Consider the following 22866-nt stretch of genomic DNA (forward strand, 5'->3'; position numbering starts at 1 on the left):
ATTGAAAAAATCCAAATGGTTTTTACAAATATACCTCACGACATTGATCACGATGTGGATCCAGGACAGACTTGATCAGGCGAACATCATTGATATCACCAATGTATGGGCTGATGCTAGCAGCTGGGCCATCATCTTCTTAGTGACTTTTGCTCTTCTCGAATGGATAGCTCACGTCCTATCAAAACGAAAAGCCCCTGCTCTTCACTAAACATCTCTTTTCATAGAGTTGTTTTTTTGAAATGGTTCTCCCATCAATTCCTGAATAATGCCTAATTCTGCTCCTCAGACCATTCCACATTTCGCATTTTCTTCCGATAATAGTAGTAAGCACGAATAAAATTTTGATTAAAACGAGAAGGAGTGAAGGAAATGTCAGATCAACAGCACAACGCATCCCATGAAGAAGAAGAGGAATTTAACGTTTACGACATGCTTCCGCCCGCAGGAACAATCATCGGCGGAGCAACAGAGGAAGAAATGGAAGCAGCGGCAGCACTAGAAGTGAGACATTACGCCTTTATGCGCCTGCAAGACTCATACATTCAATTTGATGGGTCTTCGTATAAAGAATTGCTCAAAGACTTTCAAGAACTAGAATTTGACTCTGCAAAATTTTGGAGAGCCATCGCTAGACGCCTGCAAGTCCCATACGAATGGCCAATCCGAATCGATCATGCAAACGGTCCTATTTATATTGGTGAAACAGAGGATAGCCGTGAGGTTGGGGAGAGTGCGGAGTAAAGGAATTGGTGACCCCCTTTTTAGTAAAAGGGGGACTTTTGTTTTCTAACTAAAAAAGAAAGATTTATGACTCCTCTAAATCAAATTCCAACGCGATTGATATATTAAAGGCAATATCCCGCAATTCATGAATTTCTGATTGATTCAAGTGTTCCGCAAAACGACATACATTTTGGACAACATCCATATTCTTCTTAATCATTTCTTCATTCAATATAAAGATCGTATTCAGCGCCCACCCAGCAGTCGTTACCATTTCTTCGTCTTGAATGGAGTGCATGTATGTTTCTACTTCAGAAAAGATCCACTTAATATCATCAATGTGTTTCACTTGGTAATTTGTAATTTTTGAAAGCTGTTCAGGGTCTTTGGTGATGAATATGTCCTTCACTTCTTCTTTTGATAATGGCGGATTCTGCTTTTCATATTCAGCCTGCCACTCTTCATCCGACATCCCATCTTCTAAGCTATCCTCTGCGGTATAATGCCCAGCAATCAGTTCATCAAACGAATCCGCTAATTTGAAATCCGTCTCATATTCTAGATCAAAGTAATGAACCGGCGGATGCTCCTTTGTTTCTCTATAATCCAAAGCGATCCACGTATGACCATCCCCACAAATAAGCACAAGTCCCTCAGGCAATTCCCATTCTTCTATTAAATAATCGCTATCCATTATGCCTTCACCTTTGGCAATTCCTCTTAAATGATCAAATGACACATGATCCTCTGCCCATCCATTCGGCTGGTCCGTTGGAAAAGCGTTATGCAGGGTATACCCGCCATTTTGTTCAAGAATAAGTTTCTTATATGTATCAGGCAAGATGACGCCTAGCTTCTTTTCCGCTTTTGCAATGCCTTTTTCATTGATTTTTTTAAATGTCTCTTCACTTTCTCTGTCTGTATCCCAAAATGGTTTCAAATAAAATACCTCCAATTGTTATTTCTATCTCATTTTACCATTTGAGAGAACTAGTTTAATAGTCCTATTCATAAAAAAAGAGGAGGGTTACCCCTCCTCAGATTGTAGAGAAACTCATGTTTTTCTACAATCTTTTTTATTTTCATCGTAATGATGGTGGATAAGATTGAATGAAAAAGGCCTCCCACACACCTAGCCTAGCTTCGCTAGGTGTGTGGCAATCTTCTTCATGTTCTGACAGGCAGCTGTGAGAAGCACTTGCTCACTCACATTTTGTTTTCCCCTCAACCGGCAGTAGCGAAGCCCATGCAGTTGTTTTGAATCTGCAAAGCTTCGCTCTATTTTTTCTTTTCTTTTTTTGTATAGCTCTTTTCCAGCGGGAGACAGACGATTTTGTCTGACCTTTTCTTTATGTTCCTCCCACACATGTCTTGAGATGACCTTTTGATGATTTTTAGATCTTGTACAGTTTTCAAGAAAAGGACACGAAGCACATTTTTTGGGATCTGATTTGTAGAACCTATAACCTTTTCGATCAGTTGTGGTATATGAAAGCTTTTCACCCTTCGGGCATATGTAGTGATCGTGTTCAGAGTCATACTGAAATTTCCACTTCTCAAATAATCCTCTTGTTGGATGAAAGCGTCTATGTGCGATAACACCAAAAATACGTCGATCGGATAAACCTTTACAGATTGGGGTTGTCAAATAACCAGAATCAAGGGCAACAGCTTCTACTTGAAAACCAAATCGTGCGATTTGGTGATCCAGTCGTTCAAGATATGGTACAGAATCGTGGACATTACCTGGTGTGACATGAGCATCAGTGATGATATTGTACTTCATATCTGTTGTACGGTGGTCTAGGTAGAAAAAGCCTTCTGGCTTGTTTTCACGATAAAGATAGCCACTTTCAGGATCAGTCTTACTTTGACGAATGTCTTTTTCCGTTTTCACCTCCTCTTTTACCTTTAAGGGCTTTTTTCCGTGTGCCACCCGATCTTCTTGGATCGCTTCTTCTAAATCATTTATATAGTTCTGGGTATCTTGTTCAATCGTTTTTCTCGTATATTTATGTTTATTGGCATTGGCTTTAAGATGAGTTGAATCAGTAAAAAGAACGCGGCCTCCTACCATATCATGATTGATAGCTTGAAGCACGATCTCGTCGAAAATGTCTTGAAAAATCGTTGTATCTTTGAATCGAGTACGACGATTCCAGCTAATGGTCGAGTGATGAGGAACGGGGTCATTGATGTTCAAACCTAAAAACCATCTATACGCCATGTTATAGTAAATTTCTTTTTCAAGTTGTCTTTCAGAACGGATACCGTACAGGTATCCGATAAACATCATTTTGAACAAAATAAGCGGATCAAGAGAAGGGCGACCTTTATTCTCGCTATAATACGGTCTTACTTTATCTACGATAAATGAAAAATCAATGTACTGATCAATTTTACGAAGCAGGTGATCCTCTTCGACCAGTTGATCTAGCAATACAAATTCGGCTTCGTGCTGAGAAGAATTTCTAGTGTGGAACATGAGAAAAACACCTTCCTTTAGTATGCTTTTCTCTATTATAAAATGAGGGGATGGAAACTTTAAGGGAAAAATAAAAGCTGTCGAGATTTTCTCGACAGCCTGAGGAGGGTTACCCCTCCTCTTTTTCATCATGATTGTTCGTTATTTCTCGCTTCAAATTCATCAAGCATTGCACGCACTTCATCTGTTGACGATGTGTTCATTAATTGATTTCTTAAGAAACTCGCTCCTCTGAACCCTTTCACATAAATCTTAAAGAAACGGTGAAGCGCCTTGAACGGACGCAGACCTAGTGAGGAGTATTGATCATGGAGATCAAGATGCAATCTTAAAAGACCAAGCAATTCATCACTCGTATGCTCCTTCGGCTCTTTTTCAAAGGCAAAGGGGTTATGGAAAATCCCGCGCCCAATCATCACTCCGTCCACTCCATACTGCTCAGCGAGCTTTAAGCCAGTTTGACGGTCAGGAATATCACCATTGATTGTCAAAAGCGTATCAGGAGCTACTTCATCACGCAGTTTTTTTATCTCAGGAATGAGCTCCCAATGCGCATCCACTTGGCTCATTTCCTTTCTTGTGCGAAGATGGATCGATAAATTCACAATGTCTTGCTCCAAAATGTGTCTGAGCCACCCGCGCCATTCATCGACCTCTGTAAATCCTAGTCTTGTTTTCACACTAACAGGTAATCCCCCTGCTTTTGCCGCTTGAATTAGCTCTGCCGCAACGTCTGGGCGAAGAATCAAGCCACTGCCCTTCCCGTTTTGTGTGACATTTGGGACAGGACAGCCCATATTAATATCAAGCCCCTGAAAACCTAATTCCGCCATTCCAATGCTCATTTGTCTAAAGTTCTCAGGTTTGTCTCCCCAAATATGAGCAACAATCGGCTGCTCATCCTCTGTAAACGTTAAACGGCCCTTCACACTTTGAATGCCATCAGGGTGGCAATAACTTTCACTGTTCGTAAACTCTGTAAAAAACACATCCGGTCTCGCCGCCTCACTCACAACATGACGAAACACAACATCTGTCACTTCTTCCATTGGTGCTAATATAAAAAATGGCCGTGGCAAATCACGCCAGAAATTTTGATTCATCTTTCGTTCAATTCCTCTCATGACATAGCGCCTAAAGGGCATGTCCTTCTGTAAATTCTTTCAGCAATTTTTATCATTATATACTTTAATATGAACGTGGCAAAATTGCAAAAAGGGACATTTGATAACCAAATGCTGGACAAATATTCATTTTTGATCCACGATTACCGTTTTTTATTCAAGTAGAGCAAGCGAAAATAAAAATATCCCGATGTCGGTTTAATATCACGAAATCGGGATGCTTCAATACATTACTAATTAATCACAAGACTTGCCACACACTCCACATGACTCGTATGCGGAAACATATCCACAGGCTGCACTTCCTCCGTCACATACCCACCATCCTCAAGAATACGCAAATCACGAGCAAGCGTCCCAGGGTTACAGGACACGTAAACAACACGGTTTGGTTTCATCTTGATGATTGTGTCAAGCAATGCTTCATCACAGCCCTTTCTTGGGGGATCAACGACTAATGTATCTGCTTTGATACCTTCTTTGTACCAGTTTGGGATAACAGTTTCCGCTTCACCAACTGCGAATTCAACGTTGTTGATCCCGTTTAAGGCAGCGTTGCGATTAGCATCTTCAATTGCTTCTGGCACAATTTCTACACCGTATACTCTACCTGCTTTTTGTGCGAGAAATAAGGAAATCGTACCGATTCCGCAGTATGCATCAATAACGGTTTCTTCGCCTTGCAGCTCGGCATATTCAAGCGCTTTGTCATAAAGCACCTTTGTTTGAGCTGGATTCACTTGATAAAACGATCGGGCTGAAATCGCAAATTTGATGTCGCCAATCGTATCATAAATGTATTCTTCTCCCCATAAAACGGTCGTTTCGTCTCCGAAAATGACATTTGTTTTCTTTGAATTCACGTTTTGTACAATTGACCGAACATGTGGGAAGCGTGCTATAATTTGCTCAATCACCTGCTGCTTTTGCGGAAAATCAGCCGTTCTTGTGACAAACACAACCATCATTTCACCTGTTGCCATGCCGTAACGAACCATGACATGACGCAACCAGCCTTTGTGCCTCTCTTCGTTATATGCTTTAATGCCAAATGCATTACAGATGTCTTTTACTGCCTGTACCGCTTCGTCATTTTCTGACTGCTGGATCAAACATTTTTCCATATCAATGATTTCATGCGTTCGCTGCTGATAGAAACCAGCAACGAGCCCGCCTTCACGTTCACCAACTGGAACTTGTGCTTTGTTTCGGTAATTCCAAGGATCTTCCATGCCGAGTACAGGATGAACTTTTACACGGCTCATATCAAGCTTGCCGATCCGCTCCAATACGTCCTTTACTTGTTTGTGTTTAAATTTCAGCTGACCTTCATAGCTCATATGCTGAATTTGACAGCCGCCGCACTGCTTGTAAATGGGACATGGCGCATCTTGCCTGTGCTGACTTTCCTTTGTCAGCTCCATGAGTCGTCCAAAAGCAAATCCTTTTTTGACACGTGTGACTTTGATTTTTCCTTGTTCGTCAGGAAGGGCATTCGGTACAAAGACAGGGAAGCCTTCAATTTTCGCTACACCGGCACCTTCGTGCGTTAAGTCTTCGAAGGTTACATTGTAGTATTCATTTTTTTGAACGGGCGGTTTCATTTTCACCAATTTTATCACCTCATTTGCAAAGAAAAACTTGGTCGCCATAAGGAACCAAGTTCAGTCTTCACCCTATTTTTTCAGCTGTTGCTTTTGGCACAATAAATTCAATATGGCGATATAGGTTTTCAAATTCACCTGGCAGCATGCCGCCGTATTCACCATCTAAATTCAATTGCATTTTATCTTTTACATCTACTTTCACGCGATTCGCTTTTGCGTAGATGACATTGTTATCATGAATATGCTCGCCTCGAAGTGCAAGGCTGACCACTCGAATGGCTTCTGCTAGATTGACCTTCTTTAAAATAATCAGATCAAACATACCGTCATCTAATATGGAATCTGGTGCCAGCTTTTCAAAGCCACCTACTGAGTTTGTTAGTGAAACAAGAAACAGCATGATTTCTCCATGAAACAATTTGCCGTCATATTCAATTTCGACTTCTGTCGGGCGGATGGAAGGAAGCATCTCCATGCCTTTCAAATAATAAGCAAGCTGTCCTAGCATGGTTTTCAGCTTACTAGGCACTTCATAGGTCAGCTCTGTTAATCGGCCGCCTCCTGCAATATTAATGAAATATTGGCCATTCACTTTACCGATATCAAGCGGCTTTGCTACTCCATCAATGATGGCATCTGTTGCTTTTAATATATCTTCTCTTGGAATGCCAAGTGCTCTTGCAAAGTCATTTGTTGTTCCTACTGGAATGATACCTAATTTTGGTCTTTTTTCAAGCGGTGCTAATCCATTGACGACTTCATTGATCGTGCCGTCTCCACCTGCTGCTACAATTAAATCAAAATCTCTCTGTGCAGCTTTTTCTGCTGCTTGTGTTGCATCTCCTGCACATGTCGTCGCATGACAAGATGTTTCATAGCCAGCCTGTTCAAATTTTTGCAAAACCTGCGGTAAATTCTTCTTAAAGAGTTCACGCCCAGATGTCGGATTGTATATAATTCGAGCACGTTTCATTCATCATCATCCTATTATCATTATGCAATCTATTTTCACCACTAACAACCTTTAATTATACTATGAGTTTTGAAAATGGCAACTGAACAATCCCCTAATATTTGAAATCTCATGGCACGTTTCCCTCAACAGATAAGCATTCTGATAAGATAAAAGAAAACGATGAAAAGGATGGTATGCGATGAAAAAACCTGTCTATTTCAATCATGACGGCGGTGTTGATGACCTCGTCTCCTTATTCCTGCTTCTTCAAATGGAGCACCTGAAAGTCATTGGGGTGTCTGTGATTCCTGCTGATTGTTATTTAGAGCCTGCGCTGAGTGCGTCTCAGAAAATCATTGATCGATTTAGTCCTTATGAGATTGAGGTCGCTGCTTCCAACTCTAGAGGTGTCAATCCATTTCCAAAGGAATGGCGCATGCATGCCTTTTATGTAGATGCACTGCCGATTTTAAACGAAAAAGGCGCTGTTGATACAAAAGTATCCAAGCTTCCAGCACATCTTCATCTGATTGAAACGGTTAAAAAGGCAACAGAACCTGTCACCCTGCTCTTTACAGGTCCGCTCACAGACCTTGCACGTGCCTTAGAAGAAGATCCCTCTATCTCAAATAAAATTGAGAAACTGGTATGGATGGGCGGCACATTCCTTGAAAAAGGCAATGTCGAAGAACCTGAGCATGATGGGACAGCAGAATGGAATGCTTTTTGGGACCCCTATGCTGTCAGCACCGTCTTTCAAGAGCGCTTTCCTATTGAAATGGTCGCATTAGAAAGCACGAATCAAGTCCCGCTGACACTTGATGTACGCCAGCGCTGGGCTTCCCTCCGCTCTCATATTGGAATAGATTTTATTGGACAGTGTTATGCCTTTTGTCCGCCACTCATTCATCACGAAACGAACTCGACTTACTACTTATGGGATGTGCTGACAACCATCACTCTTGCTTCCTCATCATTTACCCGTTCAAAAGAGATGAACGCGATCGTTTACACTGAAACACCAAGGCAAGGACGTACCGAAGAACATCCAGATGGAAAATCCATTCAAGTGATCGACCATGTCGATCGTGATGCATTTTTCCAAGCGTTTGAAGAGCTCATGAGAAAAGCGGTTTGTCAGATTTCAACATAAAAAACCCCGCCAATGAGCGGGGCTCCCTCTTACTCTTCTTCTGCGTACTTTTTCTTACGTCTAAATTTGCTTAAGATTTCATACACGATTGGCACGATGACCAATGTGAGAAGTGTAGAACTTGTTAAACCGCCAATAACGGTGACGCCAAGTCCTTTTGATACGATCTGACTTCCGCCTTCAAAACCTAATGCGAGTGGCAGCAATGCACCAATTGTCGCAAGTGCCGTCATTAAGATTGGACGTAATCTTGTTGTACCTGCTTCAAGTAAGGCTTCTCTTGTTGAAAGACCTTCTTGTTCTTTGTGTATGACGCGGTCAATCAAGACAATGGCATTTGTCACAACGATTCCGATCAGCATCAGCAACCCAATCATGGCATTTAAACTGATGGTTTCTTTCGCTACAAACAATCCAACGAGTGCACCAATAATCGTAAATGGAAGCGAGAACAGAATGGCAAATGGTGCAAGACCTCCGCCAAATGTAATGACGAGAACGAGGTATACAATGGCAATTGCTGCAAGCATTGCGAGCCCTAGCTGTGTAAAGGATTCTTGAATATCCGCACTTACACCGCCTGTATCAATCGTAACGCCAGATTTCAAATCAAGCTTATCCACTTTCTTCTGAACATCCTGTGTCACTTTTGATACATCATCTGTCGTCATGTCACCAGACACTTCTGCGTAAATTTTTCCATCACGCTTTGTCACAGTGTTCGCTGTTGTGCCGTCTTTCACTTTCACGACATCACCAATTCGGACTTCTTGCCCTGTCGGTGTTGTGATCTTTTTATTCTCTAAATCTTTTTTGCTCTTATATTCATCTTTTTCCGTTTGAAGCTTCACATCCAGTTCTTTGCCGTCCTCTGTTACTTTCGTCAGTGTTGTTTCACTGCTTTGAGGAGCGATCGCCTGTGCGATTTGTGAAGCCGTTAAGCCTAGCTTCGCCAGTTTTTCTTGATCTGCATTGAACGTATATTCGTCATATTTCTCAGATAAGCTTGTGCTGACGTTTTTCAGGTTCTTCTCATCTTTTAAAATGTTCTCGACATCTTTGACTGTCCCTTCAATATCACTGACCTTGTCACCGTACACATAGTACGTCACTGTATTACTTGCGCCAGCAGATGAGAAGTCTTGTGATTTCCATTCCCCTTTAGACGTTTTGTCTTGCAGGGCTTTGACCACACGATCTTTTTCTTTATCGAAATTCGGTGTGTCATCATCATATTGGACGAAGAATAACGCACCGTTAGAATTGCCGCCAACACTTGCTGTCAGTGCATTTGAAGAGCCTAATGAATATTGAACCGTATTGACATGGTCACGTTTCATTAAGTATTCTTCTGCTTTTTTCGTTTCATCAATTGCTTGTTCTCTCGTTTGTCCTGGCTCTGGCGTGTATGTCACCATCGCCGTTTTTTCCGCTTCTTGCGGTAAGAAGCTGACGCCGACAAGTGGTGCTAGGAATAAACTTCCGACAAGCATGAGAATCGCAATTCCTGATGTAATCCATTTATGATTAAGGGTCCAATTGAGTATCCGTCTATAACCGCCGGCAAGCCTGCTTGGTTTATGTTCTTTTACCTTTTTCGCTTTGCCATACAGGTTCTTTTTAAATAGGCTGTGAGCCATCATTGGTACAATTGTAATGGCGACAAGCAGAGAAGCAAGTAAAGCAAACACAATCGTTAATGCAAATGGGATGAATAGTTCACCAATCATTCCACCCACAAGTGCTAACGGTAAGAACACCGCAATTGTGACAATCGTCGAAGACATAATCGGGATAAACATTTCTTTCGTAGCTTCTCTGACGAGTGCTTTGCCTTTTAACGGTTCATTCTTTAATGCCATTCGCCGATAGATGTTTTCTATGACGACAATCGAGTCATCGACAACGCGCCCAATGGCGACGGTCATAGCACCAAGTGTCATGATATTTAATGTGATATCCAGCTGATTTAATATTAAAACCGCAATCAACAAGGATAACGGAATGGAAATCACCGAAATTAATGTTGATTTGATATCTCGCAGGAACAAGAGAATGATAATGATCGCAAAGATTGCTCCGATGATCGCCTTGTTCAGCATTGTGCTGACAGACTCTTTAATCGGCTCTGCCTGATCATATGTGGTGCTTACTTTGATGCCTTTGTTGTCTTTTTTGAATTTCTCAAGCTCTTTTGTGACTTCTTCTGCTACACTCACTGTGTTGGCATCAGAGCCTTTCACAATTTGCAGACCGATACTGTCTTTTCCATTCGTTCTAGAAATCGATTCTGCTTCTTTCACAACTTTAATATCTGCAATCTCAGAAAGCTTAATTGTCGGTAGCTCTACAGATTGACTGCTTGCTGCGCCTAGACCTGTTTGCTGCTGACTTGCACTTCCAGCCTGCTGCTCAGCACCTTGGACATCTGCATTTCCTGAGCTGCTAGAAGACGATCCATCTCCTGCTGTTGCACTTGATGTAACAGGAATTCGCATGTTTTTTAAATCTTTGACGCTTAAAATATTACCGTCCACTACGACTGATTTTTGCTTGCTCCCAAATGTGTATAACCCTAATGGTACATTGACATCAGAGCCTTTGATCATGTTTTGGACAGTTTCTTCATCTAAACCGTATTCTTTCAATTTCTTTTGTTTAAAAGAAAATTCCACTTCTTTAATTTGCTGTCCTGAAGCTTCGACAGAAGATACACCATCTAATCCTTCAAGCGAAGGAACAAGGTCATCTTCCACTTTTTGTGTAAGGTCTTCTAATGATTCTTTATCACCCGAGACACTGAGTGCTAAGATTGGAATTGCGTTAATACTAAAGCGAGCGATTTTCGGTTGTTCTGCATTTTCAGGAAAATTGATATTGCTAATGGCATCTTCAATTTCCTTCTTTGCTTCATCCATATCTTTGTTGTAATCGTACTCGATTTGAATTGATGAGGCATTCTCAAAAGAATTGGAAGTGACCACTTTGATCCCATTGAGGTTTTGTATAGACTTCTCAATTGGATCTGTCACTTTATCTGATACTTCGTCCGGCGTTGCACCAGGATACGTTGTAGAAACCGTAATGACTGGAGTGTTGATATTAGGGATTGATTCTTGTTTCATATTCAATCCGGCATATAGACCAGCAACTGTTACGATAATCGTCATGAGCCATACAGCGAACTTGTTCTTTAATACAAAATTGATGATCGAATTCATTATGTCCTCCATTTCCCTTTATGTATTGACTGACTGGTCATTCTATATCATAATAAACGGTGATATACAATGTCGTCAACCATTTCACTTGCGTTTGACGTAACATTCTAAAGCTGAAGGGGCCTTATTTCATGAACGAAAAAAAAGAAAAAATCATTAAAGCAAGCATCCAGTTGTTTGCGAAAAAGGGTTTTTCTTCTACGACCATTCAGGAAATTGCAGATGAATGCGGAATATCCAAAGGTGCATTTTACTTGCATTTCAAATCAAAAGAACAGCTTTTCAACCGAGCGTTTGAATATTATATCGACACGTCTATGCAAAGTATTGAAAAGATTCGAAAAGAGAATCAGCATCTTGCGCCTAGAGAGATTTTTCAGAAACAAATCGCTGAACAGTTTCAACACTTTGCTGAGAACAAGGATTTTATCATTTTGATCCTCAGCGAGAACATTATTCCGGAAAACCAGCAAATTAAAAAGTATTCCAAAACGGTTAAAAAGCAGATGAATGATGAAATCCAAATTTCTATTTTGACCACGTATGGACAGGAGATCGAACCATATATAACTGACCTGTCAGTCATGATTCAAGGAATCATCCAATCTTATGTGCAGATACTGCTTTTGCAAGATCAGATGCAATTATCATGTGATGAGCTCTCATCCTTTATTCTCGACCGATTTGATGATTTGGTTCATGGGCTTCTTCGTTCTCATGCGAAGCCAATTCTGAAGCAAAACATTTGGGATGATGAAGCTCCAAATGCCGCTACTCTTCAAGAAGATCTTCGATTGTTAAAATCTGAACATCTTTTATCTGATGATACCCTTGTATCCATTGAAGTGATTGAAGAAGAACTGGCCAAAGATCAGCCCCGCAAACCGGTCATTCAAGGGATGCTGACAAATTTAGAAACGTGTGAGGACTCCGCTGTCCAAAGAGCTGTGGAACAATTGAAGGTGTTCCTTCAATGACAATACGTGGCGATGTTCACTTTCGTTCACCTTTATCCCCTTCGAATATGTGCTAAAGTTTATGCTTCATTATAAAAAAAGAACCAATGAATTGATATACGGCGGTGGTCTGAATCTCTAATAAGACCCTGTCATTTTCACCAACAAAAAAACCGCCTCATCATCCATGTGGCGGTTTTTGCGATTTAGCGTTTTTTGATTTCTTCGAGAAGAATCTTGTTGACCATCGGCGGGTTTGCTTGTCCCTTCGATGCTTTCATGATTTGTCCAACTAGGAAACCAATTGCGCGGTCTTTTCCATTTTTGAAATCTTCAATGGATTGCGGGTTGTTATCAAGTGCTTCTGTGACTAGCTTGAGCAGTGCACCTTCGTCAGAAATTTGGACAAGTCCTTTTTCTTTGACGATTGTTTCTGCATCGCCCCCATTTTCAATCAGCTCTTTGAATACCTTTTTGGCAATCTTAGAAGAAATCGTTCCTTTTTCAATGAGTTTGATCATGCCAGCAAGCCCTTGTGGCGTAAGTTTTGTTTCTTCCAGCTCTTTTTGAGCGGAGTTTAAATATGCAGATACTTCACCCATGAGCCAGTTTGATGCTTGCTTCGCTTCCGCACCTTCTGAAATGGTCGCTTCAAAGAAATCAGACATTTCTTTTGTCAGCGTCAGCACCATTGCATCATATGCAGGCAGTCCAAGTTCATCAATGTAGCGTTTGCGGCGCTCGTCTGGAAGCTCTGGAATGGATGCTCTTACGCGTTCTTTCCACTCGTCATCAATGTACAGCTCCACCAAATCTGGTTCTGGGAAGTAGCGGTAATCATCAGAGCCTTCTTTCACACGCATGAGGATCGTCTTTTTAGACGCTTCGTCATAGCGGCGTGTTTCCTGCTCAATCACACCGCCAGAAAGCAATACTTGCTCTTGACGTTTCTCTTCGAATTCAAGTCCTTTTTGAACGAAAGCGAAAGAGTTCAAGTTTTTAAGCTCTGTTTTCGTTCCAAACTCTTCACGTCCAATTGGGCGCAGAGAAATATTGGCATCACAGCGCAGTGAGCCTTCTTCCATCTTACAGTCGGAAACGCCTGTATATTGAATAATAGATTTTAATTTTTCTAAGTAAGCATATGCTTCTTCTGGTGTGCGAATGTCTGGCTCAGATACGATTTCAACAAGCGGTGTGCCTTGTCGGTTGAAATCGACGAGTGAATAACCGTCGCCTGTGTGCGTCAGTTTCCCTGCATCCTCTTCCAAATGAAGACGCGTAATACCGATTCGTTTTGTTTTGCCGTCTACTTCAATTTCAATCCAGCCGTTTTCACCGATTGGTTTATCAAATTGAGAAATTTGATACGCCTTTGGGTTATCAGGATAGAAATAGTTTTTACGGTCAAATTTTGTATCAGTTGCGATCTCACAGTTCAGCGCCATTGCCGCTTTCATCGCAAAGTTCACCGCTTCTTTGTTCAGCACCGGCAGTACGCCAGGATACCCAAGGTCGATGACACTTGTTTGCGTATTGGCAGCCGCACCAAAAGCTGTCGGCGAGCTTGAGAAAATTTTTGATTGTGTTTTTAGCTCTACGTGGACTTCAAGTCCAATTACCGTTTCAAAGTTCATTCTGATTCACCCCTTACAGTTCAGGTTTTGCTTTATGATGATCTGTTGCTTGCTCGAAAGCGTGAGCCACGCGGTACACGGTTCCTTCGTCAAAGTGTTTACCGATGATTTGCAGTCCTAGCGGAAGACCGTTTGTAAATCCACAAGGTACACTGATTCCTGGAACGCCTGCAAGGTTAACAGGGATCGTTAAAATGTCGTTTGCATACATAGTCAGTGGATCGCTTGTTTTTTCACCAATGTTAAATGCAGGAGTAGGTGTTGTTGGTCCTACAATGACATCATACTTTTCGAAAACATCTTCAAAGTCTTTTTTAATCAGAGTACGGACTTTTTGCGCCTTCTTATAGTATGCATCGTAATATCCTGAGCTTAGAGCGAATGTGCCAAGCATGATGCGGCGTTTTACTTCATCTCCAAAGCCTTCAGAACGGGTATTTTTATATAAATCAATCAGGTTGTCTGCATTGTCTGTACGATAGCCATAGCGGATGCCGTCAAAACGAGCAAGGTTCGCAGATGCCTCAGAAGATGACAGTAAGTAGTAAGTCGCAAGCGCATATTTAGAATGCGGAAGAGACACTTCTTCCCATGTCGCACCAAGTCCTTCTAATACTTTCAACGCTTTTAGAACAGACTCTTTTGCTTCCTCGCCAACGCCTTCGCCAAGATATTCTTTTGGCACAGCGATTTTCAAGTCTTTGATGTCACCAGTTAATGAAGAAAGAAAATCTGGTACATCGACATTTGCACTTGTAGCATCCATTTGATCGACACCAGCAATCGCTTGAAGAACATATGCGTTGTCCTCTACATTACGCGTAATCGGCCCAATTTGATCTAATGATGAAGCAAATGCGATTAAACCGTATCTGGATACACGGCCATATGTCGGTTTAAGACCAACAACACCACAAAATGATGCCGGCTGACGAATGGAACCGCCTGTATCTGAACCAAGGGAGAATGGTACTTCCCCTGCTGCAACAGAAGCTGCTGATCCACCGCTTGATCCACCTGGAACGGTGTTCAAATTCCACGGGTTTTTCGTTGCTTTGTAGCCTGAGTTCTCCGTAGAAGACCCCATTGCAAATTCGTCCATGTTTAATTTACCGATTGTGACAGCTTCCGCTTCTCTTAGGCGGTTCACAACGGTTGCATCATAAATTGGATCAAAGTTTTGTAAGATCTTACTTGATGCGGTTGTACGTAAATCCTTCGTCACGATGTTATCTTTGACACCGATCGGCATACCGAACAATAGACCAAGCTCGTCCTTTTCACCAACTGCCTCGTCTAATTCCTTTGCATATGCACGTGCTTTCTCTTCGTTCAGCGCAAGGAATGCTTGTACTTTCCCGTCTACTTCATTGATTCGTTTATAAGACTCGTCCACTAAATCAGAAACAGACAGTTCCTTTTTATGTAAAAGCTCTTTTAATTCAGAAATTTTGTGGTCAAACAATGACATGTCTCAGGCCTCCTTTAGTCCAAAATTGATGGCACACGAATATAGCCGTCTTTATGATCAGGCGCGTTTTTGATGACTGCCTCAATGGAAAGACCTTTATTCGGAACATCTTCTCTCATGACGTTTTTCATTTTTAATACGTGTGTGGTTGGTTCAACGTTTTCCGTATCTACCTCGTTTAACTGCTCTGCAAATGAAATGATGCTATCCAGCTGTTCTGTAAACATCTCAGCTTCTTCTTCTGTAATCGCAAGCCGCGCCAAATGCGCAACGTGCTTTACTTCTTCTATTGAAATTCTTGACATGCAGGTTCACCTCCAAAAATGATACGTGTTCATGGTCATGATCATAAGTCATATACACTTTATCATATCAAATTTTACTGTTCTAAAGCAACTTTACAAAGACGCTCAGACAGGCTTTGTCTCTTGATATGTCATTGTCGTGCAGCAAGTAGCGAAAATATTCATCAAGGTGACTATTTATTTTTCAGAATATTTTTACTTTGGTTTGTTTTTGTAAACGCATACATATAGAGTCTTATCATCAATCCATGCATTTTTTCTTCAAAATGGAGATGTTTAAGACGGTTGATCACTTGGGAATACTCTGATAGGTTAAGTAACCATAGCAGTGAGCAGGGCAATGAAATGAAAATCCTGCCCTAGCACTTCTGTATATTTTGATTGAGGTGATGTCAAATTAATACGAAAAAGGTGAGAAAACTACATGAGTATTGAAGTTACGATTTCCTTATCTATCTATTTTATCGGAATGCTTGCCATTGGTTGGTATGCGTTTAGGAAAACACATGATTTAAATGATTATATGCTTGGTGGACGCGGGCTTGGCCCATTCGTTACAGCTTTATCAGCAGGTGCTGCGGATATGAGCGGTTGGATGCTGATGGGTGTACCAGGTGAAATGTATAAAACAGGTTTATCGACAACCTGGCTTGCAATTGGTCTAATAGTCGGTGCTTACTTGAACTATTTAATTCTTGCACCTCGTTTACGTTCTTATACAGAAATTGCGGATGATGCTATTACGATTCCTGATTTCTTTGACAAACGATTCAAAGGATCATCTGCTTTATTAAAAGCTGTTTCAGCCGTCATCATTTTAATCTTCTTTACACTGTATACATCGTCTGGGATGGTATCAGGCGGGCGTTTATTTGAATCAGCATTCGGCGCTCATTACATGTTTGGACTGATTTTGACATCAAGTATTGTGGTTTTGTATACACTGTTTGGCGGATTTTTGGCAGTGAGCTTAACGGACTTTGTCCAAGGAGCTATTATGTTTTTAGCATTAGTGCTCGTGCCGATCGTTGCCTTTACACAATTAGGCGGACCTGTTGCCACATTCCAAGATATTCAACAGATTGACCCTAAATTGCTTGATATTTTTAGAGGAACGAGCGTCATTGGCATTATTTCCTTCCTCGCTTGGGGACTAGGTTACTTTGGACAGCCTCATATTATCGTACGTTTTATGGCGATTACGTCCGTAAAAGATTTAAAACCAGCACGCCGAATCGGAATGAGCTGGATGATTATTTCAGTCATTGGTTCACTGTCTGTCGGTTTAGTTGGTGTCGCATATGTACATGAAACGGGTATGAACCTTGCTGACCCTGAAACGATTTTTATCGTCTTTTCTAAAGTGTTGTTCCATCCGTACATTACTGGATTCTTACTTTCTGCCATTTTAGCAGCAATTATGAGTTCAATTTCCTCTCAGCTGCTTGTCACAGCAAGTGCGATGACAGAGGATTTATACAGAACGTTCTTTAGAAAGAAAGCCTCGGATAAAGAGCTTGTGATGATTGGCCGTATGTCTGTACTAGTGGTGGCAGTTATTGCTCTTTGTCTTTCACTCAACCCTAGTGATACCATACTTGACCTCGTCGGTTATGCGTGGGCAGGATTTGGTTCTTCATTCGGTCCAGTTATCTTACTTTGTCTATACTGGAAACGGATGAATCATCACGGGGCACTTGTCGGGATGATTGTTGGTGCCGTTGTGGTTCTGACATGGATCACGACAGGTCTCAACCATTCAACAGGTATCTATGAAATGATTCCTGGCTTTACGTTAAGTGGTTTAACTGCAATTATTGTGAGCTTAATGACAAGTAAGCCGACAAAAGCATCAAAACAGCTATTTCACAAAATGGAAACTCATCTCGAAGAAGAATCAAAATAATGTAGAAGTGAAGAGTCATCTGCATCTAGCGGATGACTCTCTTCATTTTTTAATAAAATGCTTTTCTTTCTCCCGTTTCTGAATAAAATAGAAGTTGTGGCAGCCATATAGGCTGTGAGAAGATCATATACATGATGTGAAACGTACATGAAGTGAAAGGAGCGATACGCATGTTTTGGACAATTGAATGGGATACGGTCTTAAAATTAGCCGTTGCCACCTTAATCGGTTTGATTATCGGTCTTGAACGCGAGCTGAAGAAAAAGCCGCTCGGTTTAAAAACGTGTATTGTCATTGCTGTCAGCTCCTGCGTATTAACCATCATCAGCATTGATGCAGCCTACAATTTCCCTAGAGTCTCTAAGCTTCAAATGGACCCACTCAGGTTACCGGCGCAAATTATATCTGGTGTTGGTTTTATTGGAGCAGGTGTGATTCTGCGTAAAAGCAATGACGTCATCTCAGGTCTTACGACATCTGCGATGATCTGGGGAGCAGCAGGACTTGGGGTTGCAACAGGTGCAGGTTTTTATAAAGAAGCCTTCCTCAGCCTTTTCTTTATTCTGGTGAGTGTCGAATTTTTACCTTGGCTCTTCCAGCGAATTGGACCGATTCGCTTACAGGAAAAAGAAATCCGCATCAGAATGTCACTTTCTGATCGCAACCGCATGACAGACATTTTGAAAGAAATGAAAGCACTCAATATTCGCATTCATTCCGTACGTATTGATGATTTAAAGGAAAAGGACTATCCGATCATGGAAGTACGCGTACGTGTGCATAAAGATCGCTATACAACCGATGTGTACTTTGATATTAAAGATTTAGAAGGTGTTGTCGGCGTGAAGTGTGATACGGTGTAGTATCAAAAACTCCCTTGCTGTTTCAAACGGCAAGGGGGTTTCTTTTATTGCGCCAGCTGATGAAAGTCAAAAGGCGTCACTGGTATATTGTCCTCAATTTCCTTTCGAAAACGCGCCAGCATGGCGCTTTCGTCAGCGCTTAGTGTTTGGAGATCAAATGCTTGATGTAAAAGCCCATAAATAAGCATATGACGCAGCATAAGAAAATCTGGTATTGTTGCCAGCCATGCGTCATCAAGCTCATGCTCCTGTCGATAGCCTTTGAGAAAATGGCTCATAAATTCAGCGGTAAATTCAGCTTTATCCTCATACGGAATCACCGGATACCATAGAACGTTGTATAGCAAAATGCTCATATCGTTGATAAACCAGTGATATCCACAATCATCAAAATCAAATGCAATGATGTCTCCCTGATGATAATGGAAGTTCCCATGATGTAAATCGGCATGCACCAGTCCATAGACATCCTTGGATATCGGGAGCTGGTGAAGCTTTTGCATCAGTTCATCTTTTCGCTGCAGCACAACCGTTTGATCAGAAGGAATATATGATTCAAGCTTTAATTGCTCTTCTTCATACCACTCTTGACGCTTATAGCGAGGATCTTTCACTTGATATTGTTTGGTCGCTTGATGCATGCGCCCTGTATAAGCACCTAACGCCTGAAACAATTGTCCATTCCAATCCGTTTCCGTCACTTTTCTGCCCGGTGCTTTTTCATATGCACGCAGCAAAAAAGCGCCTCCTGCTTGATCGGGAATCACTTCAACATCTTTTCCTCTTGCTGATAAGACCGGTTTAGCTACTGAGATGCCATGATCAGATAAATACCGAATCCAGTCCATTTCTCCTAAAATATACGGGCATGAACGGCGAATGGTATGGGTGATTTTTAATATATAATTCACCCCATTTTTAGCCTTATATTCATACACATCATTTTCTGCATCGGCTAGAAATGTGACTTGTTCTGGGTGAAAGTCATATAATAGAGCCGCTTTCTTTAAGACCATTTGTTCATTGTATCGCGCTTTTACTTCTTTATGCATGCTGATTCTCCTTTTGTCGTCTATTTACTTATACATGACGGTTATCAGCATTTATACGAGCATCAACATACCTGCCTTTCCTTTTGGTTTCTTCACATACTTTGACAAACGTTTAAAAAATCCCTCTTATTTGAAAAGAAAACCGCCTTAGAGGCGTGGCGGCTTTTGATTAATCATATATATGGACGGTTGGTTCTTTGTCTTCAGCATTTTTCGTGATCAGGGCTTCTTGTTGATCAGAAGATGTGATGTTGATTTCTATATTGGTGCTCTTATAGTAATCCATCACTTCACCTGTTAAGTATTGCGTGAATGCTACGACTTCTGTTTTTCCGTAGAATTGCATTGGAATTTCTATTTTCATTTTTTGCAGGCTTCCGTTTTTATAAAAGCCTGTACCTACCACACCTGTGTAATTTGGGAAGTAGTCTTCTACTTTTGTCTTGAAGCGGTCAAATCGTTCTGAATCGTCTTTGTAGGTGCTTGTTGCATTATCTGAAGGGAAGAAAACATTCTCTTCTTTGATCGTATCCCAATTGCCAATATCAGATGAACCTGCTTTCACATCGGTTTTGGCGATAAAGTTTCCTGGTACGATAGACGATTTTGGTGCTTGTTTATAAAGGGCGATCATGACAGGCACTTTTTGCAGCCCATCCATTTGACGAAGTCGTTTGATGACTTTCTCAGCGATTTTTTCCCCCTCCGCTAAAAGCTTCTTAGAATTTTTCGATGAATCGATGGTTACCTCTTGTTGAGGATCTCCGACATTTTCTCGATAATAATATACAGAGTTTAGCGCAAGACCAATGACGACTCCGCCAAGCTGTAAGCTGTTTTTATCTTTTCGAATTAAGTAATTATGCTCTAGCATCGAAGCCAAGTAGATTGGACTATTTTCGTTTTTGGACTTCGTTGAACCTGAGTTTGGAAGAGCAGGGTTTAATCCAAGGTTCTTAAAGTTTTTATCTTCTTTTTCAGCTTTTTTCAGATCACTGCCTGTTTTTTTGCGCGCCAGCCAGCTGAGAACGGTATCCTCATCTAAATGCTGTCCTTCTTGGAAAAGATAGTCGTTTGTATTAAATGATTCTGTCGCCAGGCGCATCAGTCCTGTTTCAAATTCATCAATATCTAAGCGTGTATTGAGACGCTCTGCTGTTAATCCTCTTGCAGCACCTTCTTTAAACGGCAGCACCATTTTGTAATACGAATCAGAGATATTGTACATTGGGATGATGGCTGTTTCTTTCGTTTCATCCGTTTTTTGTGTAACCTCTTCCTCGTCTTTTCCCCCAAAAGGTGCACACGCTGACAATACCAGTGTGAGCATTGTCAGCAGCAATAGCAACTTTTTCAATAGAAAACACTCCTCTTATTTCTTTAGCTCCTCGAGCATTTTGGCTTCATCCCATATTTCAATATTGAGTTCTTCCGCCTTTGTCAGCTTACTTCCAGCTGCTTCACCGGCAATGACTAAGTCTGTTTTTTTACTCACACTACCTGCTAACTTGCCGCCTAATGCTTCGATCGCCGCCTTTGCGTCGTTTCGAGACATGACCTCCAGCTTCCCGGTCAGCACAATGGTTTTGCCAGCAAAGTAGGAATCACTTTCCTCTGCTTTCACAGGCTTTGGTCCTGTGTAGGTCATATTGACTCCAAGTTCTTTAAGTTCATTTAGCAGATCCAGTATTTCTTCTTTCTCAAAGTACGTGACGACTGCATCGGCCATTTTTTCACCAATTTCATCGACTTCGAGTAATTGTTCTTTCGTCGCTTGTTTTAACTGATCGATATCCTCGAAATGCATCGCCAACGTCTTCGCCGCTTTAGAGCCGATAAATCGAATGCCGAGTCCAAACAGTAATCGTTCAAGAGAGTTTTCTTTCGATTGCTCGATCGAACGCAGTAAGTTATCGACCGATTTCTCGCCCATTCGGTCAAGTTGAATGAGCTCCTCTTTCGTTAATCGGTAAAGATCAGACACCCGCGACACGAGCCGTTCTTTGAAAAGCTGTGTAATGACCCGTTCCCCAAGTCCATCAATGTTCATGGCATTGCGAGACACAAAGTGAATGAGGCCTTCACGTATTTGGGCGGGACATTCTGGATTGATGCACCGCAGTGCTACTTCTCCTTCGATTCTCACTAACTCACTTTGACATTCTGGACATTCAGCCGGCATGTGAAATGGCTTCTCTTCTCCTGTACGCTGATCGACAAGGACGCCTACGACTTCAGGAATAATATCGCCCGCTTTCTTCACGATGACTTGATCAAGAAGACGAATATCCTTTTCTTTGATCAAATCTTCATTATGAAGAGAAGCACGCTGCACTGTTGTCCCTGCCACCTTTACAGGCTCAAGTATCGCTGTCGGTGTGATGACGCCTGTACGCCCGACATTTAACTCAATATCAAGCAGTTTCGTCACGACTTCTTCAGCAGGGAACTTGTACGCAATCGCCCACCTTGGACTTTTTGCTGTGAAGCCTAGTTCTTCCTGCTGAGCCAATGAATTGACTTTAATGACAATGCCATCAATTTCATATGAGAAATCCGCACGCTTTGTTTTCAGTGTTTCAATGAGGTCGATCACTTCTTCAATTGTTTGACACGTCCGTCTTTCTTTGTTCGTTTTAAAACCAAGCTCATCGAGAAGATCAAGTCCTGCACTTTGCGTGTCGACACCGATTTCATCAAGCTCCGCTATACTGTAGACGAAGATATCCAGATTTCGTTTCGCTGCAATTTTCGTATCAAGCTGACGAAGTGAGCCGGCAGCCGCATTACGCGGGTTGGCAAACGGTTCTTCTTCGTTTTGTAATCTTATTTCATTTAATGCTTCAAAAGAAGGTTTGGGCATAAATGCCTCGCCTCTCACTTCAATCGACAGAGGACGATTGATTTTGAGCGGAATCGAACGAATGGTCTTAAGGTTTTCGGTAATATCCTCACCAATTGTCCCATCACCACGCGTGGCACCTCGAACAAACACCCCATTTTCATAACGGAGAGAAACAGCGAGTCCGTCAATTTTCAGCTCAACATTGTAAGCGACGTCGTCACCGACTGCCTGACGAACCCGGCGGTCAAAATCAAGAAGATCCTGTTCATGAAACGCATTGCCAAGGCTGAGCATCGGCGTGCCGTGACGTACCTTTTGAAAGGCGTCTAAAACAGCGCCTCCTACTCTTTGCGAGGGTGAATCCGCTGCTTTTAAATCAGGGTGTTCTTCCTCTAGAGAGATCAGCTCACGCATCCGCGCATCATATTCAGCGTCAGGAACACTTGGACGATCCAGTGTGTGATATTCGTAGTTGTATTGATTCAAAATCTGGTGCAGTTCCTCGATCCGGCGTTTCGCTGCTTCTTTATCCATCTGCTTCTTCCTTTCACTTCATCCGT

18 protein-coding genes are annotated in these 22866 nt (G+C 41.7%); 6 read left to right on the forward strand and 12 right to left on the reverse strand.

Going from position 1 to position 22866, the window contains the following annotated elements:
- Position 1 precedes the first annotated feature (1 nt).
- Both BK049_RS04590 and BK049_RS04595 read left to right on the forward strand, forming a co-directional pair.
- Positions 2-211: a hypothetical protein gene (locus tag BK049_RS04590; RefSeq protein WP_008355833.1), complete on the forward strand. Its 210-nt coding sequence runs from the start codon at positions 2-4 to the stop codon at positions 209-211.
- A 161-nt stretch (positions 212-372) separates the two neighbouring features.
- The gene (locus BK049_RS04595) at positions 373-744 is read left to right on the forward strand and encodes a hypothetical protein (protein WP_008355831.1); all 372 of its coding nucleotides are present in this window, start codon (positions 373-375) and stop codon (positions 742-744) included.
- 64 nt (positions 745-808) lie between these two features.
- Here the strand turns inward: BK049_RS04595 and BK049_RS04600 are convergent, their stop codons facing one another.
- From BK049_RS04600 to BK049_RS04620, 5 genes are all read right to left on the reverse strand, one after another.
- Positions 809-1666, reverse strand: a complete 858-nt coding sequence (locus tag BK049_RS04600) for an SMI1/KNR4 family protein (protein ID WP_071167933.1) — start codon at positions 1664-1666, stop codon at positions 809-811.
- Between the two features lie 192 nt (positions 1667-1858).
- The gene (locus BK049_RS04605) at positions 1859-3211 is read right to left on the reverse strand and encodes an IS1182 family transposase (protein WP_071167934.1); all 1353 of its coding nucleotides are present in this window, start codon (positions 3209-3211) and stop codon (positions 1859-1861) included.
- A 128-nt stretch (positions 3212-3339) separates the two neighbouring features.
- Positions 3340-4314 (reverse strand): tRNA dihydrouridine synthase, encoded by a 975-nt coding sequence (locus tag BK049_RS04610; protein ID WP_008355826.1) that lies wholly within the window; start codon positions 4312-4314, stop codon positions 3340-3342.
- Positions 4315-4568: 254 nt separating this feature from the next.
- A complete protein-coding gene (gene rlmD, locus BK049_RS04615; RefSeq protein ID WP_071169184.1) occupies positions 4569-5945 on the reverse strand; it encodes a 23S rRNA (uracil(1939)-C(5))-methyltransferase RlmD in 1377 nt (458 codons plus the stop codon).
- Between the two features lie 61 nt (positions 5946-6006).
- Positions 6007-6915, reverse strand: a complete 909-nt coding sequence (locus BK049_RS04620; RefSeq protein ID WP_007496845.1) for a diacylglycerol kinase — start codon at positions 6913-6915, stop codon at positions 6007-6009.
- A 181-nt stretch (positions 6916-7096) separates the two neighbouring features.
- Here BK049_RS04620 and BK049_RS04625 point away from each other — a divergent pair, with 181 nt between their 5' ends.
- A complete protein-coding gene (locus tag BK049_RS04625; protein ID WP_071167935.1) occupies positions 7097-8050 on the forward strand; it encodes a nucleoside hydrolase in 954 nt (317 codons plus the stop codon).
- A 29-nt stretch (positions 8051-8079) separates the two neighbouring features.
- Here BK049_RS04625 and BK049_RS04630 read toward each other — a convergent pair whose 3' ends face one another.
- Positions 8080-11271, reverse strand: a complete 3192-nt coding sequence (locus BK049_RS04630; protein WP_071167936.1) for an efflux RND transporter permease subunit — start codon at positions 11269-11271, stop codon at positions 8080-8082.
- Between the two features lie 131 nt (positions 11272-11402).
- Here BK049_RS04630 and BK049_RS04635 point away from each other — a divergent pair, with 131 nt between their 5' ends.
- A complete protein-coding gene (locus BK049_RS04635) occupies positions 11403-12248 on the forward strand; it encodes a TetR/AcrR family transcriptional regulator (protein WP_008355818.1) in 846 nt (281 codons plus the stop codon).
- 185 nt (positions 12249-12433) lie between these two features.
- Here the strand turns inward: BK049_RS04635 and gatB are convergent, their stop codons facing one another.
- Genes gatB through gatC form a run of 3 tightly spaced genes read right to left on the reverse strand, consistent with a single transcriptional unit; the run spans position 12434 to position 15640 of the window.
- Positions 12434-13864 carry an Asp-tRNA(Asn)/Glu-tRNA(Gln) amidotransferase subunit GatB gene (gene gatB, locus BK049_RS04640; protein WP_008355815.1) on the reverse strand — a complete coding sequence of 477 codons (1431 nt, stop codon included), beginning with the start codon at positions 13862-13864 and terminating at the stop codon, positions 12434-12436.
- A gap of 13 nt (positions 13865-13877) precedes the next feature.
- Positions 13878-15335: an Asp-tRNA(Asn)/Glu-tRNA(Gln) amidotransferase subunit GatA gene (gene gatA, locus BK049_RS04645; protein ID WP_071167937.1), complete on the reverse strand. Its 1458-nt coding sequence runs from the start codon at positions 15333-15335 to the stop codon at positions 13878-13880.
- A gap of 14 nt (positions 15336-15349) precedes the next feature.
- Positions 15350-15640 (reverse strand): Asp-tRNA(Asn)/Glu-tRNA(Gln) amidotransferase subunit GatC, encoded by a 291-nt coding sequence (gatC, locus tag BK049_RS04650; RefSeq protein WP_003213898.1) that lies wholly within the window; start codon positions 15638-15640, stop codon positions 15350-15352.
- Positions 15641-16064: 424 nt separating this feature from the next.
- Here gatC and putP point away from each other — a divergent pair, with 424 nt between their 5' ends.
- Positions 16065-17546, forward strand: coding sequence for a sodium/proline symporter PutP (putP, locus tag BK049_RS04655; protein ID WP_008355811.1), 1482 nt, complete (start codon positions 16065-16067; stop codon positions 17544-17546).
- A gap of 170 nt (positions 17547-17716) precedes the next feature.
- Positions 17717-18409 carry an MgtC/SapB family protein gene (locus BK049_RS04660; protein ID WP_008355809.1) on the forward strand — a complete coding sequence of 231 codons (693 nt, stop codon included), beginning with the start codon at positions 17717-17719 and terminating at the stop codon, positions 18407-18409.
- Positions 18410-18453: 44 nt separating this feature from the next.
- Here BK049_RS04660 and BK049_RS04665 read toward each other — a convergent pair whose 3' ends face one another.
- The 3 genes from BK049_RS04665 to ligA form a co-directional block, all read right to left on the reverse strand.
- Complete coding sequence (locus tag BK049_RS04665; protein WP_071167938.1) at positions 18454-19461, reverse strand: phosphotransferase enzyme family protein; 1008 nt, start codon at positions 19459-19461, stop codon at positions 18454-18456.
- Positions 19462-19630: 169 nt separating this feature from the next.
- Positions 19631-20818 carry a CamS family sex pheromone protein gene (locus tag BK049_RS04670; RefSeq protein WP_008355806.1) on the reverse strand — a complete coding sequence of 396 codons (1188 nt, stop codon included), beginning with the start codon at positions 20816-20818 and terminating at the stop codon, positions 19631-19633.
- Positions 20819-20833: 15 nt separating this feature from the next.
- Complete coding sequence (gene ligA, locus BK049_RS04675; protein WP_008355804.1) at positions 20834-22840, reverse strand: NAD-dependent DNA ligase LigA; 2007 nt, start codon at positions 22838-22840, stop codon at positions 20834-20836.
- Positions 22841-22866: the final 26 nt, after the last annotated feature.

It is taken from the genome of Bacillus xiamenensis (assembly GCF_001857925.1).
Lineage (GTDB): Bacteria > Bacillota > Bacilli > Bacillales > Bacillaceae > Bacillus > Bacillus xiamenensis.

Coding starts and splice junctions, on each gene's coding strand:
- BK049_RS04630 (WP_071167936.1), bottom strand. CDS start 11,271: ATGAATTCGATCATCAATTTTGTATTAAAGAACAAGTTCGCTGTATGG.
- BK049_RS04635 (WP_008355818.1), top strand. CDS start 11,403: ATGAACGAAAAAAAAGAAAAAATCATTAAAGCAAGCATCCAGTTGTTT.
- gatA (WP_071167937.1), bottom strand. CDS start 15,335: ATGTCATTGTTTGACCACAAAATTTCTGAATTAAAAGAGCTTTTACAT.
- gatC (WP_003213898.1), bottom strand. CDS start 15,640: ATGTCAAGAATTTCAATAGAAGAAGTAAAGCACGTTGCGCATTTGGCG.
- BK049_RS04665 (WP_071167938.1), bottom strand. CDS start 19,461: ATGCATAAAGAAGTAAAAGCGCGATACAATGAACAAATGGTCTTAAAG.
- BK049_RS04605 (WP_071167934.1), bottom strand. CDS start 3,211: ATGTTCCACACTAGAAATTCTTCTCAGCACGAAGCCGAATTTGTATTG.
- ligA (WP_008355804.1), bottom strand. CDS start 22,840: ATGGATAAAGAAGCAGCGAAACGCCGGATCGAGGAACTGCACCAGATT.
- BK049_RS04610 (WP_008355826.1), bottom strand. CDS start 4,314: ATGAATCAAAATTTCTGGCGTGATTTGCCACGGCCATTTTTTATATTA.
- BK049_RS04660 (WP_008355809.1), top strand. CDS start 17,717: ATGTTTTGGACAATTGAATGGGATACGGTCTTAAAATTAGCCGTTGCC.
- BK049_RS04595 (WP_008355831.1), top strand. CDS start 373: ATGTCAGATCAACAGCACAACGCATCCCATGAAGAAGAAGAGGAATTT.
- putP (WP_008355811.1), top strand. CDS start 16,065: ATGAGTATTGAAGTTACGATTTCCTTATCTATCTATTTTATCGGAATG.
- BK049_RS04620 (WP_007496845.1), bottom strand. CDS start 6,915: ATGAAACGTGCTCGAATTATATACAATCCGACATCTGGGCGTGAACTC.
- gatB (WP_008355815.1), bottom strand. CDS start 13,864: ATGAACTTTGAAACGGTAATTGGACTTGAAGTCCACGTAGAGCTAAAA.
- BK049_RS04625 (WP_071167935.1), top strand. CDS start 7,097: ATGAAAAAACCTGTCTATTTCAATCATGACGGCGGTGTTGATGACCTC.